Origin of the sequence: Pseudomonas sp. JR33AA (genome assembly GCF_021378985.1) — a bacterium.
Taxonomy (GTDB): domain Bacteria; phylum Pseudomonadota; class Gammaproteobacteria; order Pseudomonadales; family Pseudomonadaceae; genus Aquipseudomonas; species Aquipseudomonas alloputida.
In genome coordinates this window covers 156,659-171,704 of the sequence record NZ_JAJSAW010000005.1, presented here as the reverse complement: position 1 = coordinate 171,704, position 15,046 = coordinate 156,659, and the positions used below count along the sequence as shown (strand labels likewise).

General features: G+C 63.0%; 12 protein-coding genes. 10 read left to right on the top strand and 2 right to left on the bottom strand.

All coding sequences use genetic code 11. From position 1 onward, the window contains the following. Positions 1–3: 3 nt before the first annotated feature. The 6 genes from gcvH (at position 4) to LVS58_RS10735 (ending at position 7,078) form a co-directional block, all read left to right on the top strand. Positions 4–387: a glycine cleavage system protein GcvH gene (gene gcvH, locus LVS58_RS10760; RefSeq protein ID WP_233691046.1), complete on the top strand. Its 384-nt coding sequence runs from the start codon at positions 4–6 to the stop codon at positions 385–387. Between the two features lie 11 nt (positions 388–398). Continuing rightward, positions 399–3,254, top strand: a complete 2,856-nt coding sequence (gene gcvP / locus LVS58_RS10755) for an aminomethyl-transferring glycine dehydrogenase (RefSeq protein WP_233691045.1) — start codon at positions 399–401, stop codon at positions 3,252–3,254. Between the two features lie 150 nt (positions 3,255–3,404). Then, positions 3,405–4,781: an L-serine ammonia-lyase gene (locus tag LVS58_RS10750; protein WP_233691044.1), complete on the top strand. Its 1,377-nt coding sequence runs from the start codon at positions 3,405–3,407 to the stop codon at positions 4,779–4,781. 27 nt (positions 4,782–4,808) lie between these two features. Beyond that, positions 4,809–5,930 carry a glycine cleavage system aminomethyltransferase GcvT gene (gene gcvT / locus LVS58_RS10745; protein ID WP_233691043.1) on the top strand — a complete coding sequence of 374 codons (1,122 nt, stop codon included), beginning with the start codon at positions 4,809–4,811 and terminating at the stop codon, positions 5,928–5,930. A 357-nt stretch (positions 5,931–6,287) separates the two neighbouring features. After that, positions 6,288–6,500 (top strand): cold-shock protein, encoded by a 213-nt coding sequence (locus LVS58_RS10740; protein WP_028631500.1) that lies wholly within the window; start codon positions 6,288–6,290, stop codon positions 6,498–6,500. Between the two features lie 89 nt (positions 6,501–6,589). Beyond that, entirely contained in the window at positions 6,590–7,078 is a 489-nt protein-coding gene (locus LVS58_RS10735; RefSeq protein ID WP_233691042.1) for an RDD family protein, read from the top strand. Between the two features lie 148 nt (positions 7,079–7,226). On the opposite strand, the gene lptG is transcribed toward LVS58_RS10735, so the two are convergent. Both lptG and lptF read right to left on the bottom strand, forming a co-directional pair. Then, on the bottom strand, positions 7,227–8,288 hold the full coding sequence (gene lptG, locus LVS58_RS10730; RefSeq protein ID WP_233691041.1) for an LPS export ABC transporter permease LptG: 1,062 nt from the start codon (positions 8,286–8,288) through the stop codon (positions 7,227–7,229). Then, a complete protein-coding gene (gene lptF / locus LVS58_RS10725) occupies positions 8,281–9,396 on the bottom strand; it encodes an LPS export ABC transporter permease LptF (protein ID WP_233691040.1) in 1,116 nt (371 codons plus the stop codon). Before lptF ends, lptG begins: the two co-directional genes overlap by 8 nt. A 301-nt stretch (positions 9,397–9,697) precedes the next feature. Here lptF and LVS58_RS10720 point away from each other — a divergent pair, with 301 nt between their 5' ends. From LVS58_RS10720 to LVS58_RS10705, 4 genes are all read left to right on the top strand, one after another. Further along, positions 9,698–11,191, top strand: a complete 1,494-nt coding sequence (locus LVS58_RS10720; RefSeq protein ID WP_233691039.1) for a leucyl aminopeptidase — start codon at positions 9,698–9,700, stop codon at positions 11,189–11,191. Between the two features lie 50 nt (positions 11,192–11,241). Next, positions 11,242–11,670, top strand: coding sequence for a DNA polymerase III subunit chi (locus LVS58_RS10715; protein WP_014755450.1), 429 nt, complete (start codon positions 11,242–11,244; stop codon positions 11,668–11,670). Between the two features lie 5 nt (positions 11,671–11,675). Continuing rightward, the gene (locus tag LVS58_RS10710; RefSeq protein ID WP_233691038.1) at positions 11,676–12,041 is read left to right on the top strand and encodes a DNA polymerase III subunit chi; all 366 of its coding nucleotides are present in this window, start codon (positions 11,676–11,678) and stop codon (positions 12,039–12,041) included. Between the two features lie 84 nt (positions 12,042–12,125). Beyond that, complete coding sequence (locus LVS58_RS10705) at positions 12,126–14,972, top strand: valine--tRNA ligase (protein ID WP_233691037.1); 2,847 nt, start codon at positions 12,126–12,128, stop codon at positions 14,970–14,972. The last annotated feature ends 74 nt before the right edge of the window (positions 14,973–15,046 follow it).

The following is a 15,046-nucleotide window of genomic DNA, read 5'->3' as shown; positions in this document are numbered from 1 at the left end:
CCCATGAGCGAGTTGCGTTTCACTGAAGATCACGAATGGCTGCGCGTCGAAGCCGATGGCAGCGTCACCGTGGGCATCACCGCCTACGCCCAGAATGCCCTTGGCGACGTGGTTTTCGTGCAACTGCCAGAGTTGCAGCAGTATGAGAAAGGCAGCGAAGCGTCCACCGTTGAATCGGTCAAGGCCGCCAGCGGCGTTTACATGCCACTGACGGGTGAAGTGGTCGAGGTCAACGGCCAGCTCGAAAACAGCCCCGAACTAGTCAACGAAGACCCGATGGGCGAAGGCTGGTTCTTCCGCTTCATCCCTGCCGATGCAGAAGCCGTGACCGCTCTGCTTGACCAGGACGCCTACGACCGCCTGCTCAAAGCCAACGACGACGCCTGAGGAATCCCGCCATGACCATCAACCTCGGCACCGCCAACGAATTCATCGCCCGTCACATTGGCCCGCGCACCGCTGACGAACAGGCCATGCTCACTGCACTGGGCTTCGACTCGCTGGAGGCCCTGACCGCTGCGGTCATCCCCGACAGCATCAAGGGCACCAGCGTGCTTGGCTCGCACGATGGCCAGAGCGAGGCCGACGCGCTCGCCGCACTCAAGGCCATCGCCGGCAAGAACCAGTTGTTCAAAAGCTACATCGGCCAGGGCTACTACAACACCCACACCCCGGCACCGATCCTGCGCAACCTGCTGGAAAACCCAGCCTGGTACACCGCCTACACCCCGTATCAGCCAGAAATCTCCCAGGGCCGCCTGGAAGCGCTGCTGAACTTCCAGACGCTGATCAGCGACCTCACCGGCCTGCCGATCGCCAACGCCTCTTTGCTCGACGAAGCCACTGCTGCGGCCGAGGCCATGACCTTCTGCAAGCGCCTGTCGAAGAACAAGTCCAGCCATGCCTTCTTCGCCTCCGTGCACTGTCACCCGCAAACCCTCGACGTGCTGCGCACCCGCGCCGAGCCGCTGGGTATCGAGGTTGTGGTTGGCGACGAACGCGAACTGGGTGACGTCAGCGCCTTCTTCGGCGCCCTGCTGCAATACCCGGCCAGCAACGGTGAAGTGTTCGACTACCGCGAGGTCGTGCAGCGCTTCCACGCGGCCAATGCTCTGGTCGCCGTAGCGGCAGACCTGCTGGCCCTGACCCTGCTGACCCCACCGGGCGAATTCGACGCCGACGTGGCCATCGGCAGCGCCCAGCGCTTCGGCGTGCCACTGGGCTTCGGTGGCCCGCACGCGGCTTACTTCGCCACCCGCGACGCGTTCAAGCGCGACATGCCTGGCCGCCTGGTCGGTGTGTCGATCGACCGCTTCGGCAAAACCGCCCTGCGTCTGGCCATGCAAACCCGCGAGCAACACATCCGCCGCGAAAAGGCCACCAGCAACATCTGCACCGCCCAGGTGCTGCTGGCCAACATCGCCAGCATGTACGCCGTGTACCACGGCCCTGCCGGCCTCAAGCGCATTGCCGAGCGTACCCATGCCCTGACCGCGATCCTCGCCGCCGGCCTGAAGGTGCTGGGCGTTCAAGTGGTGGGCACAAGTGCCTTCGATACCCTCACCCTGGCCACCGGCCCTGCCACCGCCATCCTGCATGACAAGGCACGCGCCCAGGGCATCAACCTGCGCCAGATCGATGCCGCCCATGTGGGGCTGTCGCTGGACGAAACCAGCACTCAGGCTGACGTCGAGTCGCTGTGGCAACTGTTGGGTGGCGAGCAGGCACAGCCTGATTTCACCGCACTGGCCGCCAGCACCGGTTCCCTGCTGCCTGCTGCCCTGCTGCGCCAGTCGGCCATTCTCGAACACCCGGTGTTCAACCGCTACCACAGCGAAACCGAGCTGATGCGCTACCTGCGCCGCCTGGCCGACAAGGACCTGGCGCTGGACCGCAGCATGATCCCGCTGGGCTCGTGCACCATGAAGCTGAACGCCGCCAGCGAAATGATCCCGGTCACCTGGGCCGAGTTCGGCAACCTGCACCCGTTCGCCCCGGCCGAGCAGAGCCAGGGCTACCTGCAGATGACCACCGAACTGGAGGCCATGCTGTGCGCGGCCACTGGCTATGATGCCGTGTCGCTGCAGCCCAACGCCGGCTCGCAGGGCGAATACGCCGGGCTGTTGGCGATCCGCGCCTACCACCGCAGCCGTGGTGAAGGCCACCGCGATATCTGCCTGATCCCGTCGTCAGCCCATGGCACCAATCCGGCCACCGCGCACATGGCTGGCATGCGTGTCGTGGTTACCGCCTGTGACGCACGGGGCAACGTCGATGTCGAGGACCTGCGCGCAAAAGCCATCGAGCACCGCGAGCGCCTGGCGGCAATCATGATCACCTACCCGTCGACCCACGGCGTGTTCGAGGAAGCGATCGGCGAAATCTGCGCGATCATCCACGACAACGGTGGCCAGGTGTACATCGACGGCGCCAACATGAACGCCATGGTCGGACTGTGCGCACCCGGCAAGTTCGGCGGCGATGTTTCCCACCTGAACCTGCACAAGACTTTCTGCATCCCGCACGGTGGTGGTGGCCCGGGTGTTGGCCCGATTGGCGTCAAGTCGCACCTGGCGCCGTTCCTGCCAGGCCATGCACAACTGGAAAACACCCAGGGCGCGGTATGCGCTGCGCCCTTCGGTAGCGCCAGCATCCTGCCAATCACATGGATGTATATCCGCATGATGGGCGGTGCCGGCCTCAAACGTGCCTCGCAGATGGCAATCCTCAACGCCAACTACATCGCCCGCCGCCTCGAAGAGCACTATCCTGTTCTGTATACCGGCGGTAACGGCCTGGTGGCTCACGAGTGCATTCTCGACCTGCGCCCACTGAAGGACACCAGCGGCATCAGTGTCGACGACGTGGCCAAGCGGTTGATCGACTTCGGCTTCCACGCCCCGACCATGTCCTTCCCGGTGGCTGGCACGCTGATGATCGAACCGACCGAAAGCGAGTCCAAAGAAGAACTGGACCGCTTCTGCAACGCGATGATCCAGATCCGCGAAGAAATCCGCGCGGTGGAGGACGGTAGCCTGGACAAGGACGACAACCCGCTGAAAAACGCACCGCACACTGCGGCTGAGCTGGTTGGCGAATGGACTCATGGCTACAGCCGCGAGCAGGCGGTATACCCCCTGGCGAGCCTGGTGGAAGGCAAGTACTGGCCGCCGGTCGGCCGGGTCGACAACGTGTTCGGCGACCGCAACCTGGTGTGCGCCTGCCCGTCGATCGAGAGCTATCAGGACGCCTGATAGCCCCTCCCCGCCACCTGGCTTGGGTGGCGGGCTCTGTGTAGGAGCAGGTTCACCCGCGAATGCGATGGTGGCTATACCGCCGCATTCGCGGGTAAACCTGCTCCTACAGGGCTCAACGTCCGCCCAACAAACTGGCAGGAGGTCAACATGTCACTGAGCGTCTTCGACCTGTTCAAGATCGGCATCGGTCCCTCCAGCTCCCACACGGTCGGTCCGATGCGCGCCGCTGCGCGGTTTGCCGAAGGGCTGCGCCGTGACGGCCTGCTGGCCCGCACCGCCAGCATCAAAGCCGAGCTGTATGGCTCACTGGGCGCCACAGGCAAAGGCCACGGCAGTGACAAAGCCGTGCTGCTGGGCCTTGAAGGCGAACACCCGGACATTGTCGATACCGACAGCATTCCCGCCCGCCTGCAGGCCATCCGCAACAGCGGACGCATCAACCTGCTGGGCGAGCACAGCATTGCGTTCATCGAAAAGCAACACCTGGCGATGATCCGCAAGCCGTTGGACTACCACCCCAACGGCATGATCTTCCGCGCGTTCGACGACGCAGGCCTGCAAATCCGAAGCCGCGAGTATTACTCGGTAGGCGGTGGTTTTGTGGTCGACGAGGATGCTGCCGGCCACGACCGCATCGTCGAGGACAACACGGTGCTGGCCTATCCATTCAAGACCGCCAAGGAACTCCTTGGCCACTGCACCGCGCATGACCTGTCGGTGAGCCAGGTCATGCTGGCCAACGAGACCGCCTGGCGCCCAGAAGCAGAAACCCGGGCCGGGCTGCTGCGCATCTGGCAGGTGATGCAGGATTGCGTCGAAGCAGGTTGCCAGCATGAGGGCATACTACCGGGAGGGCTCAAGGTCAAGCGCCGCGCGCCGGCCCTGTACCGCCAACTGAGCGGCCACCCGGAAGCCAGCCTGCGTGACGCCCTGTCGGTGCTCGACTGGGTCAACCTCTACGCCTTGGCGGTGAACGAGGAAAACGCCTACGGCGGTCGTGTGGTCACCGCCCCTACCAACGGGGCAGCGGGCATCGTCCCGGCAGTCCTTCACTACTACATGCGCTTCGTCCCGGGTGCCAGCGAGGACGGGGTGGTGCGCTTTCTGCTCACCGCCGCAGCCATCGGCATCCTGTACAAGGAAAACGCCTCCATTTCCGGCGCCGAAGTGGGCTGCCAGGGCGAGGTCGGCGTCGCCTGCTCGATGGCCGCCGGGGCGCTGTGCGAAGTGATGGGCGGCAGCGTGCAACAGGTGGAGAACGCCGCCGAAATAGGCATGGAACACAACCTGGGCCTGACCTGCGACCCGATCGGCGGCCTCGTACAGGTGCCCTGTATCGAGCGCAATGCCATGGGCTCGGTGAAGGCCATCAACGCGGTACGCATGGCCCTGCGCGGCGACGGACAGCACTATGTGTCGCTGGACAAGGTCATCCGCACCATGCGCCAGACCGGCGCCGATATGAAAAGCAAATATAAAGAGACCGCCCGCGGCGGCCTGGCCGTCAACATCATCGAATGTTGACCCGACAATGACAGCAAGGAGTCATCGATGTCCGAAACACTGCTCAAGACCCCACTGCATGCCCTTCATCTGGAACTGGGTGCTCGCATGGTGCCGTTCGCCGGCTACGACATGCCGGTGCAGTACCCGCTGGGCGTGCTCAAGGAACACCTGCACACCCGCGAGCAGGCCGGCCTGTTCGACGTCTCGCACATGGGCCAGATCATTCTGCGTGGTGCTGACGCCGCCAAGGCGCTGGAAAGCCTGGTACCGGTGGATGTCATCGACCTGCCGGTGGGCATGCAGCGCTATGCCATGTTCACCAATGAGCAAGGCGGTATTCTCGACGACCTGATGGTTGCCAACCTGGGCGAGGACACCCTGTTCCTGGTTGTCAACGCCGCCTGCAAGGAGCAGGACCTGGCTCACCTGCAAACCCGCATTGGCAGCCGTTGCGAGGTGCAGCCGCTGTTCGAGGAGCGTGCCCTGCTCGCCCTGCAAGGCCCGGCTGCAGTCAACGTGCTGCAACGCCTGGCGCCAGAAGTGGCCGGCATGACCTTCATGCAGTTGCGCCGCATAAAGCTGCTGGGTGTGGACTGCTTCGTCAGCCGCTCGGGCTACACCGGCGAAGACGGCTACGAAATTTCGGTACCGGTCAACGCTGCCGACGCCCTGGCTCGCCGCCTGCTGGCCGAGCCGGAAGTACAACCGATCGGCCTGGGCGCACGCGACTCGCTGCGCCTGGAAGCTGGCCTGTGCCTGTATGGCCACGACATGAACAGCGAGACTACGCCGATCGAAGCCAGCCTGCTGTGGGCAATTTCCAAGGTGCGCCGTGCCGAAGGTGCACGCGCTGCCGGCTTCCCGGGTGCCGAGGCGATCTTCGCCCACGTGCGCGACGGGGTCGCGCGCAAACGCGTAGGCTTGTTGCCTCAGGAGCGTACGCCAGTACGTGAAGGCGCGGACATTGTCGACGCAAACGATAAACTGGTGGGTAAAGTGTGCAGCGGGGGCTTTGGCCCGACACTCGCTGCGCCGGTTGCAATGGGTTATATCGATAGTGAACATGCTGCACTCGACACCGCACTGTTTGCTGTGGTGCGTGGAAAGAAGGTGGCCTTGAAAGTCAGCAAAATGCCTTTCGTGACACCACGTTACTACCGTGGCTGAAACGGCTTTGTGAAGGATTTGGGCAGCGTTGATATATTCGTTTTCGAACCTGCCCAATAACTTTTGAACATAGCGCCAGGCCAGGCCCTATGGCGTTTCCGACAAATCGGTCGGTTATCGGCAAGCGGCCTGTTTTCCACACGACCAAGGGCTTGTTTTTCGCTCAGGAGTTGGCGTAGAGTCATTGCACTGTGTTTGCATGGGTCGCAACAGTTCGTGACCTGGGCCAGTAGCCGAGATTTGCTACAACCCGTTCGACGTCTCTTACTTCCTGCAACCCAGCCCAGTAATCTTTCGCTTACAAAAAAGTGCGAAAGTAACTGTCATCAAAATTTAAGTTTCATAGGAAATAAGACAATGGCTGAGCGTCAGAACGGTACCGTCAAGTGGTTCAATGACGAAAAAGGTTACGGCTTCATCACCCCAGAAAGCGGTGCTGATCTGTTCGTGCACTTCCGCGCTATCGAAGGCAACGGCTTCAAGAGCCTGAAAGAAGGCCAGAAGGTCTCCTTCGAAGCAGTGCAGGGCCAGAAAGGCCTGCAAGCTGACAAAGTTCAGGTCCTCGGTTAATCTGAACCCGACTTCGAAAAGCCCCTGCCAAGTGCAGGGGTTTTTTTTTGCCCGTAGAATAGCGGCTTCGTTTTCTGGAGCTGTTCTGCATGACCAAGCCTCTGCTCACACCCCAGGGTGATTTTCCGCCGGTCGGCCTGGGCCGGCGCCTGGCTGCGATGTTCTATGACTTTTTACTGTGCACCGCGCTGCTGATCGTGACGGCCGGCGCCTACAAGATGATTCAGATGGCGATCATCGGCGAAGCACGCATGCGCGAGCTGACCGAGGCAGGTGCACTGGATGGCGACCCACTGCTGTCTACGGTATTGCTGTTTGCCCTGTTCGGCTTTTTTGCCAAGTTCTGGACCCACGGTGGGCAGACGCTGGGTATGCAGGTATGGGGCGTTCGGGTGCAGAATGCCGATGGCTCGGCCATCAGCCTGTGGCAGGCGCTGTTGCGGTTCGTCGTGTCGATCGCGTCGTGGCTGTGCCTCGGGCTGGGGTTCTTCTGGGTGCTGATCGACAAGCGCAAGCGCGGCTGGCATGACATCTATTCGGAAAGCCAGCTGGTGCGGGTGCCTAAACAGAAGAAATAAGCCAGAGGATTGGCGTTGCCAGTTCGGGCCCTTTCTTGATGCCTGCGCAGCACCTGTAGGAGCGGGTTTACCCGCGAAGAGGCCGGGCCAGATCAACACCCACGAAAAAGCCGACCCTGAGGTCGGCTTTCTTGTGCAACTCAGGCTATCACCCTGCCCGGCGCAACAACCACACTCCGGCCAAGGCACAGATGCCCGCCGGGATCACCACCGCCAGCAACGGCGGGAAGCCGAACACCTGGCTGGAGGGCCCAAGCAAATCCTGGCCGATGCGGAACACGAAGCCCACCAGCACGCCGGTGAACACGCGCTGGCCAAGGGTCACCGACCGCAGCGGGCCGAAGATGAACGAGATCGCCATCAGCACCAGCGCCGCGGTCACCATCGGCTGCAGCACCTTGGTCCAGAACGCCAGCCAGTAACGGGCGTTGTTCAGGCCCTGGTCGGACAGGTAGTGGATGTAGTCCCACAGCCCGGTGATCGACAGCGACTCGGGCGCCAGAATGACGGTATTGAGCAGCTCCGGCGTGAGTGACACATCCCAGCGCTCTTCTGGCGCGGTTACCACTTCAGTGTGGTCGCCCCGGAAGTAAGTGGTGCGCACATCGGCGAGCAGCCAGTGATCTTGCTGGTACTGCGCACGACGGGCAAAGCTCGAAGTAACAATCTTGCGCTCGCTGTCGAAGCGATAGCGGGTCACCCCAAGCAGCAGGCCGCTGGGCTGCACGGCGTTGATGTGCACATACTCCTCGCCCTGGCGGTGCCACATGCCGCGCTTGGAACTTTGTGCTTCACCACCGCCCTGGGCCAGGGACCGGTCGGCCTGGGCCTTGTTCTCGGTCACCGGGGCCACGTACTCGCCAATCAGCAGGCCGACCAGCATCAGCACCAGCATGGGCTTCATCACCGCCCAGACGATACGGCCGATGGACACGCCGGCCGCACGCATGATGGTCAGCTCGCTGCTGCTGGCCAGACTGCCCAGGCCGATCAGGCAACCGATCAGGGCGGCCATTGGCAGCATTTCGTACAGCCGCCGAGGTGCGGTAAGCAGGACAAAGTTACCCGCCTCCATCACCGTGTAGGTGTCACTCAGGTCGCCCATCTCATCGATGAAGGCGAAAAGCGAAGCCAGGCCGAGGATGATCCCCAGCACGGCCAGGATGGCCAGCAGCACGCTCTGGCCAATGTAGCGATCGAGCTTAGCCATGGGCCACCTCCGCACGGCGGGCGGCACGCTTGAGGCGCAGCGGCTCCCAGTACATCAGGCCCAGGCCGATCAGCAGGAACAGGCCGTGGACCCACCACATGCCCAGGGCGATCGGCAGTTTGCCCTTCTCGAGGGCACCGCGTACGGAAATCAGCATTGTCAGGTAGGCCATGTACAGAAGAATTGCCGGCAGCAGCTTGAGGAAGCGGCCCTGGCGCGGGTTGGCCCGCGACAGTGGCACCGCCAGCAGGGTGACGACGAACACCAGGATCGGCAGCGACAGCCGCCACTGCAGCTCGGCGCGCTCACGCAGGCCCTCCTTGCCGATCAGTTCGGAAGTGGGGATGGCTTCGCGCTCGGTCACTTCCTCGGCGACTTCCGGCTTGGGCAGCAGCACACCATAAGTGTCGTACTTGATCGCGCGGTAATCGGCCTGGCCTGGGTTACCGTCATAGCGATAGCCGTTTTCCAGCACCAGGTAGCGGTTGCCGTCAGCCTGGATCTCCTGATGACCTTTTTCAGCGACCAGCACCGATGGGGCGCGGTCCTTGGTCTTGTCCTGGTTGAAGCGCTTCTCGGAGATGAACACCCCGGCCAGGTTGACGCGGTCGTCCGACAGCTGCTCGGTATAGGTCACCCGCGAACCGTCACGCAAGGTCTGGAAGCGGCCCGGCACCAAGGTGTCGAACTCGGTCAGCGTGTCCTGCTGGGCAATGATCTGCTGCACCTGGGCAACGCCCAGGGGCGCAAGGCTCAGGCTCAGCCAGGCCACCAGCAGGGCGACCAGCGCCGCCGGTGCCATGGTCAGCCCCAACAGGCGCTGCTGGCTCATACCGGTTGCGGACAACACGGTCATCTCGCTTTCCAGGTACAGCCGCCCGTACGCCAGGAGAATGCCAAGGAACAGACCCAGAGGCAGGATCAGTTGCAGGAAACCCGGCAGCCGGAAGCCCATGATCAGGAACAGCACGCCCGGGTCGAGCACGCCCTGGGCTGCCTGGGCCAGGTACTTGATGAAGCGCCCGCTCATGATGATCACCAACAGCACAGCGCTGACGGCGCTCAAGGTGACCAGGACCTCGCGGGACAGATAACGAAAGACGATCAAACCAGACACTCCTGGGTTGTCAGGGCGGACTGCCATGCAATGGCGCCAAACAATGACTTAGTACATCCAAGACCAATGCCGGTTCGCCAAAGGCGAACCTCCATGTAAAGTGCGCGCATTATCCTGTGATTGACCGCCCCTGTCACTTGGCCGCGTACGAAGGTGCACAACGGGGTTGTCAGCACGCTTGCCACAAGCTCAAACTGGCTGCTTTTGCGCTGGTGCGCGACGACGCGGCCAGGCCCGTCCAGAGCGCTGGAACACACAGCGCCATTCGTATCGATCATTCGGGGATCCTGACATGGAACTGGTTGTAAAAAGCGTAGCTGCTGCATCCGTAAAAACCGCCACATTGGTCCTTGCGGTAGGTGAAAACCGCAAGCTCGGCGCTGTTGCCAAGGCTGTCGACCAGGCCTGCGAAGGCGCCATCAGCGCGGTGCTCAAGCGTGGCGACCTGGCCGGCAAGCCGGGCCAGACCCTGCTGCTGCAGAACCTCCCGGGCCTGAAGGCCGAGCGCGTGCTGCTGGTGGGCAGCGGCAAGGAAGAAGCCCTGGGCGACCGCGCCTGGCGCAAACTGGTGGCCAGTGTCGCTGGCGTGCTCAAGGGCCTGAACGGCGCTGACGCAGTACTGGCCCTGGAGGATATCGCGGTCAGCAACCGCGACGCCCATTACGGCAAGTACCGCCTGCTGGCCGAAACCCTGCTGGACGGCGAATATGTGTTCGACCGTTTCAAGAGCCAGAAAGCCGAGCCGCGGGCGCTGAAAAAGGTCACCCTGCTGGCCGACAAGGCCGGCCTGGCCGAAGTCGAGCGCGCGGTCAAGCACGCCAGCGCCATCGCCAGCGGCATGGCCTTCACCCGAGACCTCGGCAACCTGCCGCCCAACCTTTGCCACCCAAGCTTCCTGGCCGAACAGGCCAAGGAGCTGGGCAAGGCGCACAAGGCCCTCAAGGTTGAAGTGCTGGACGAGAAAAAGATCAAGGACCTGGGCATGGGTGCGTTCTACGCCGTGGGCCAGGGCAGCGACCAGCCGCCACGCCTGATCGTGCTCAATTACCAGGGCGGCAAAAAGGCCGACAAGCCATTCGTGCTGGTGGGTAAGGGCATTACCTTCGACACCGGCGGCATCAGCCTCAAGCCAGGCGCCGGCATGGATGAAATGAAGTACGACATGTGCGGCGCCGCCAGCGTGTTCGGCACCCTGCGTGCAGTGCTCGAGCTGCAGCTGCCGATCAACCTGGTGTGCCTGCTGGCCTGCGCCGAGAACATGCCAAGCGGCGGTGCCACCCGCCCCGGTGACATCGTCACCACCATGAGCGGCCAGACGGTGGAAATCCTCAACACCGACGCTGAAGGCCGTCTGGTGCTGTGCGACACCCTGACCTACGCCGAACGCTTCAAACCGCAGGCGGTGATCGACATCGCCACCCTGACCGGCGCCTGCATCGTCGCCCTGGGCAGCCACACTTCCGGCCTGATGGGCAATAACGACGACCTGGTCGGGCAGTTGCTCGATGCCGGCAAGCGCGCCGACGACCGTGCCTGGCAGTTGCCGCTGTTCGATGAATACCAGGAGCAGTTGGACAGCCCGTTCGCCGATATGGGCAACATCGGTGGGCCAAAGGCCGGTACGATCACCGCGGGTTGCTTCCTGTCGCGCTTCGCCAAGGCCTACAACTGGGCGCACATGGACATCGCCGGCACCGCCTGGGTCAGTGGCGGCAAGGACAAGGGCGCCACTGGCCGCCCGGTACCTCTGCTGACCCAGTACCTGCTGGACCGCGCTGGCGCCTGACACCGTGAAGCCGGTGGTGCCCTGCGCGCCACCGGCCGGTAATTCCCACCATGAGCAAAGTCGACTTCTACATTCTGCCCACCGACTCGCTGTCGGCGCGGCTCGATTTCGCCTGCAAGCTGTGCGAAAAGGCCTGGCGCCTCGGCCACCGGGTCTATCTGCACTGCCAGGATGCAGAACAGCGCAGCGAACTGGACCAACGCTTGTGGCGCTTCAAGGGCGAGGCCTTCGTGCCCCACGACCTGGCCGAGGTGCATGCCGATGCTGGCGTGGTGCTGGGCCTGGCTGACAATGCAGGCGAGCACCACGGTCTGCTGATCAACCTGGGCGCCAGCGTGCCGGGCTTTGTCGGGCAGTTCGAGCGGGTGGCCGAAATCGTCGTTGAAGAGCCCGCTATCCGCCAATCAGCCCGTGAGCGATTCCGTTTCTACCGTGAACAGGGCTATGCTCTGCAAGACCACCGCTTACAGCGACTTTGACAACGATGGACAAGCCCTCCCCTTTGCCCGATTCCGCCCATCTGCTCGATGACCTCGAGTCGATCCGTCAGCTGCTTGGCGACGCCGACCTGCAACCGCCACTGCTCACCGAGACGGTCGAGCAGATTCCGTTGCTGCTGGACGAAGCCCCCAGCGCCCCCGCGGCGCCCGCCGAACCGGTCGCTGCCGAACCCGAGGACGACCCGCAGACCCGCCGCCAGGACACCCTGCTGCACCTGGAAAGCGAACTGCGCGCCGCAGCGCAGATGATCATGCAGGACGTGATCAACGACTTTACCCCGCATATCGAGAACGAAATCAAGCGCCGGCTGGATGCGCGGATCGAGCGGCTGATCAAGCGTTCGGAGTAGAACCGGGCTGCGGTGTCGCCTGCGGCCCCCAGCTTGGTTATACTTCCCGGCTTTCCCGAATAAATGCACAGGGTCCCGCCGCGCATGGATAAGACCTACCAGCCGCACGCAATCGAAACTTCCTGGTACAACACCTGGGAGTCCGAGAACTATTTCGCTCCACAAGGTGCAGGCGAGTCCTACACCATCATGATCCCGCCGCCGAACGTGACCGGCAGCCTGCACATGGGCCACGGGTTCAACAACGCGATCATGGACGCCCTGATCCGTTTCCGCCGCATGCAAGGCCGCGACACCCTGTGGCAGCCAGGCACCGATCACGCGGGTATCGCCACGCAGATGCTGGTCGAGCGCCAACTTGAAGCCAAAGGCCAGAACCGTCATGACCTGGGCCGCGAGAAGTTCCTGGAAAAAGTCTGGGAATGGAAGGATCAGTCCGGTGGCAACATCAGCCGCCAGATTCGCCGCCTGGGCTCATCGGTAGACTGGAGCCGCGAGCGCTTCACCATGGACGACGGCCTCTCCGAAGCGGTGAAGGAAGCGTTCGTGCGCCTGCATGAAGACGGCCTTATCTACCGCGGCAAGCGCCTGGTCAACTGGGACACCAAGCTGCACACAGCCATCTCCGACCTCGAAGTGGAAAACCACGACGAGAAGGGCCACCTGTGGAACCTGCGCTACCCGCTGGCCGACGGCGCCAAGACCGCCGAAGGCCAGGACTACCTGGTCGTTGCCACCACGCGTCCGGAAACCCTGCTGGGTGACGCTGCCGTGGCAGTCAACCCGAATGACGAACGCTACCAGGCACTGATCGGCAAATTCGTCGAACTGCCATTGGTCGGCCGCCGCATCCCGATCATCGCCGATGACTACTGCGACCCCGAGTTCGGTACCGGTTGCGTGAAGATCACCCCGGCCCACGACTTCAACGACTACGAAGTCGGCAAGCGTCACAACCTGCCGCTGCTGAACATCTTCGACAAGAACGCCTTCGTGCTGGCCAGCGCCCAGGCCTTCAACCTCGACGGCAGCGTCAACGAGCAGGTCGACACCCAGCTGCCTGCCCAGTACGCCAACCTTGACCGCTTTGTCGCGCGCAAGCAGATCGTCGCCGACCTGGACGCCCAGGGCCTGCTGGTCAGCATCGACGACCACGCCCTGAAAGTGCCGAAAGGCGACCGCTCGGGCACCGTCATCGAGCCGTGGCTGACCGACCAGTGGTACGTTTCCACCAAGCCGCTGGCAGAGCCTGCCATCGCCGCCGTGGAAGATGGCCGCATCCAGTTCGTGCCCAAGCAATACGAGAACATGTACTTCTCCTGGATGCGTGATATCCAGGACTGGTGCATCAGCCGCCAGCTGTGGTGGGGCCACCGCATTCCGGCGTGGTACGACGAGGCCGGCCAGGTCTACGTTGGCCGCAACGAGGAAGAAGTGCGCGCCAAGCACAAGCTGGGCGCCGACGTGGTCCTGCGCCAGGATGACGACGTACTCGACACCTGGTTCAGCTCGGGCCTGTGGACATTCTCCACCCTGGGCTGGCCGGAACAGACCGAATTCCTCAAGAAGTTCCACTCCACCGACGTGCTGGTGACTGGCTTCGACATCATCTTCTTCTGGGTTGCGCGCATGATCATGCTGACCATGCACCTGATCAAGAACGAAGACGGCACCCCGCAGGTACCGTTCAAGACGGTGTACGTGCACGGCCTGGTACGTGACGGCCAGGGCCAGAAGATGTCCAAGTCCAAGGGCAACGTGCTGGACCCGCTGGACATCGTCGACGGTATCACCCTCGACGCCCTGCTGGAAAAACGCACCAGCGGCATGATGCAGCCCAAGCTTGCCGAGAAGATCGCCAAGCAGACCAAAGCCGAGTTCCCCGAAGGTATTGCCAGCTACGGCACCGACGCCCTGCGCTTCACCTTCTGCTCGCTGGCCTCGACAGGCCGCGACATCAAGTTCGACATGGGCCGCGTCGAAGGCTACCGCAACTTCTGCAACAAGATCTGGAACGCTGCCCGCTACGTGCTGGACAAGGGCGAAGACTGCGGCCAGAACGGCGAAGCCTACGAGCTGTCGCTGGCCGACCGCTGGATCATTTCGCAACTTCAGCGTACCGAAGCCGAAGTAACCCGCCAGCTGGAGCAGTTCCGCTTCGACCTGGCCAGCCAGGCGCTGTACGAGTTCATCTGGAACCAGTACTGCGACTGGTACCTGGAGCTGTCCAAACCGGTACTGTGGGACGAAAACGCCCCGGTTGAGCGCGCCCGCGGCACCCGCCGCACCTTGGTGCGCGTGCTGGAAGTGGCACTGCGCCTTGCGCATCCGTTCATGCCGTTCATCACCGAGGAAATCTGGCAGCGCATCGCGCCGCTGGCCGGCATCAACGGCAAGACCATCATGCTGCAGCCATGGCCAGTGGCCAACGAAGCGCGCATTGACGTTGCCGCCGAAGGCGACATCGAGTGGCTGAAAGAGTTGATGGTCGGCCTGCGTAATATCCGCGCCGAAATGAACATCGGCCCCGGCAAGCCGCTGCCGCTGTTCCTGAAGAACGCCAACGCCGACGACCAGCGCCGCCTGCAGGAAAACGAAGCACTGCTGAAGAAGCTGGCCAAGGTCGAGTCGTTCACCGTACTGGGTGATGCCGACGAAGCGCCGCTGTCCGCTACCGCCCTGGTCGGTGACCTGCAAGTGCTGGTGCCAATGGCCGGGCTGATCGACAAGGATGCCGAGCTGGCGCGCCTGAACAAGGAAATCCAGCGGCTGCAAGGTGAAGTGCAACGTGTTGGCGGCAAGCTGTCCAACGCAGCCTTCGTCGACAAGGCCCCGCCTGCGGTGATCGAGAAGGAACGCGCCAAGCTGGCCGAGTCCGAGCAGGCTCTGGCCAACTTCACCGAGCAGCATGCGCGGATTGCTGCGCTGTAATCACTAGAGACCGTTGGGCCGCTGCGCGGCCCTTTCGCGACACAAGGCCGCTCCCACAGGACGGCGCCAACCTT

Bases quoted from the DNA above. Each gene is read 5' to 3' on its own strand.
- gcvH (WP_233691046.1), top strand. From the start codon at position 4: ATGAGCGAGTTGCGTTTCACTGAAGATCACGAATGGCTGCGCGTCGAA.
- gcvP (WP_233691045.1), top strand. From the start codon at position 399: ATGACCATCAACCTCGGCACCGCCAACGAATTCATCGCCCGTCACATT.
- LVS58_RS10750 (WP_233691044.1), top strand. From the start codon at position 3,405: ATGTCACTGAGCGTCTTCGACCTGTTCAAGATCGGCATCGGTCCCTCC.
- gcvT (WP_233691043.1), top strand. From the start codon at position 4,809: ATGTCCGAAACACTGCTCAAGACCCCACTGCATGCCCTTCATCTGGAA.
- LVS58_RS10740 (WP_028631500.1), top strand. From the start codon at position 6,288: ATGGCTGAGCGTCAGAACGGTACCGTCAAGTGGTTCAATGACGAAAAA.
- LVS58_RS10735 (WP_233691042.1), top strand. From the start codon at position 6,590: ATGACCAAGCCTCTGCTCACACCCCAGGGTGATTTTCCGCCGGTCGGC.
- lptG (WP_233691041.1), bottom strand. From the start codon at position 8,288: ATGGCTAAGCTCGATCGCTACATTGGCCAGAGCGTGCTGCTGGCCATC.
- LVS58_RS10720 (WP_233691039.1), top strand. From the start codon at position 9,698: ATGGAACTGGTTGTAAAAAGCGTAGCTGCTGCATCCGTAAAAACCGCC.
- LVS58_RS10715 (WP_014755450.1), top strand. From the start codon at position 11,242: ATGAGCAAAGTCGACTTCTACATTCTGCCCACCGACTCGCTGTCGGCG.
- LVS58_RS10710 (WP_233691038.1), top strand. From the start codon at position 11,676: ATGGACAAGCCCTCCCCTTTGCCCGATTCCGCCCATCTGCTCGATGAC.
- LVS58_RS10705 (WP_233691037.1), top strand. From the start codon at position 12,126: ATGGATAAGACCTACCAGCCGCACGCAATCGAAACTTCCTGGTACAAC.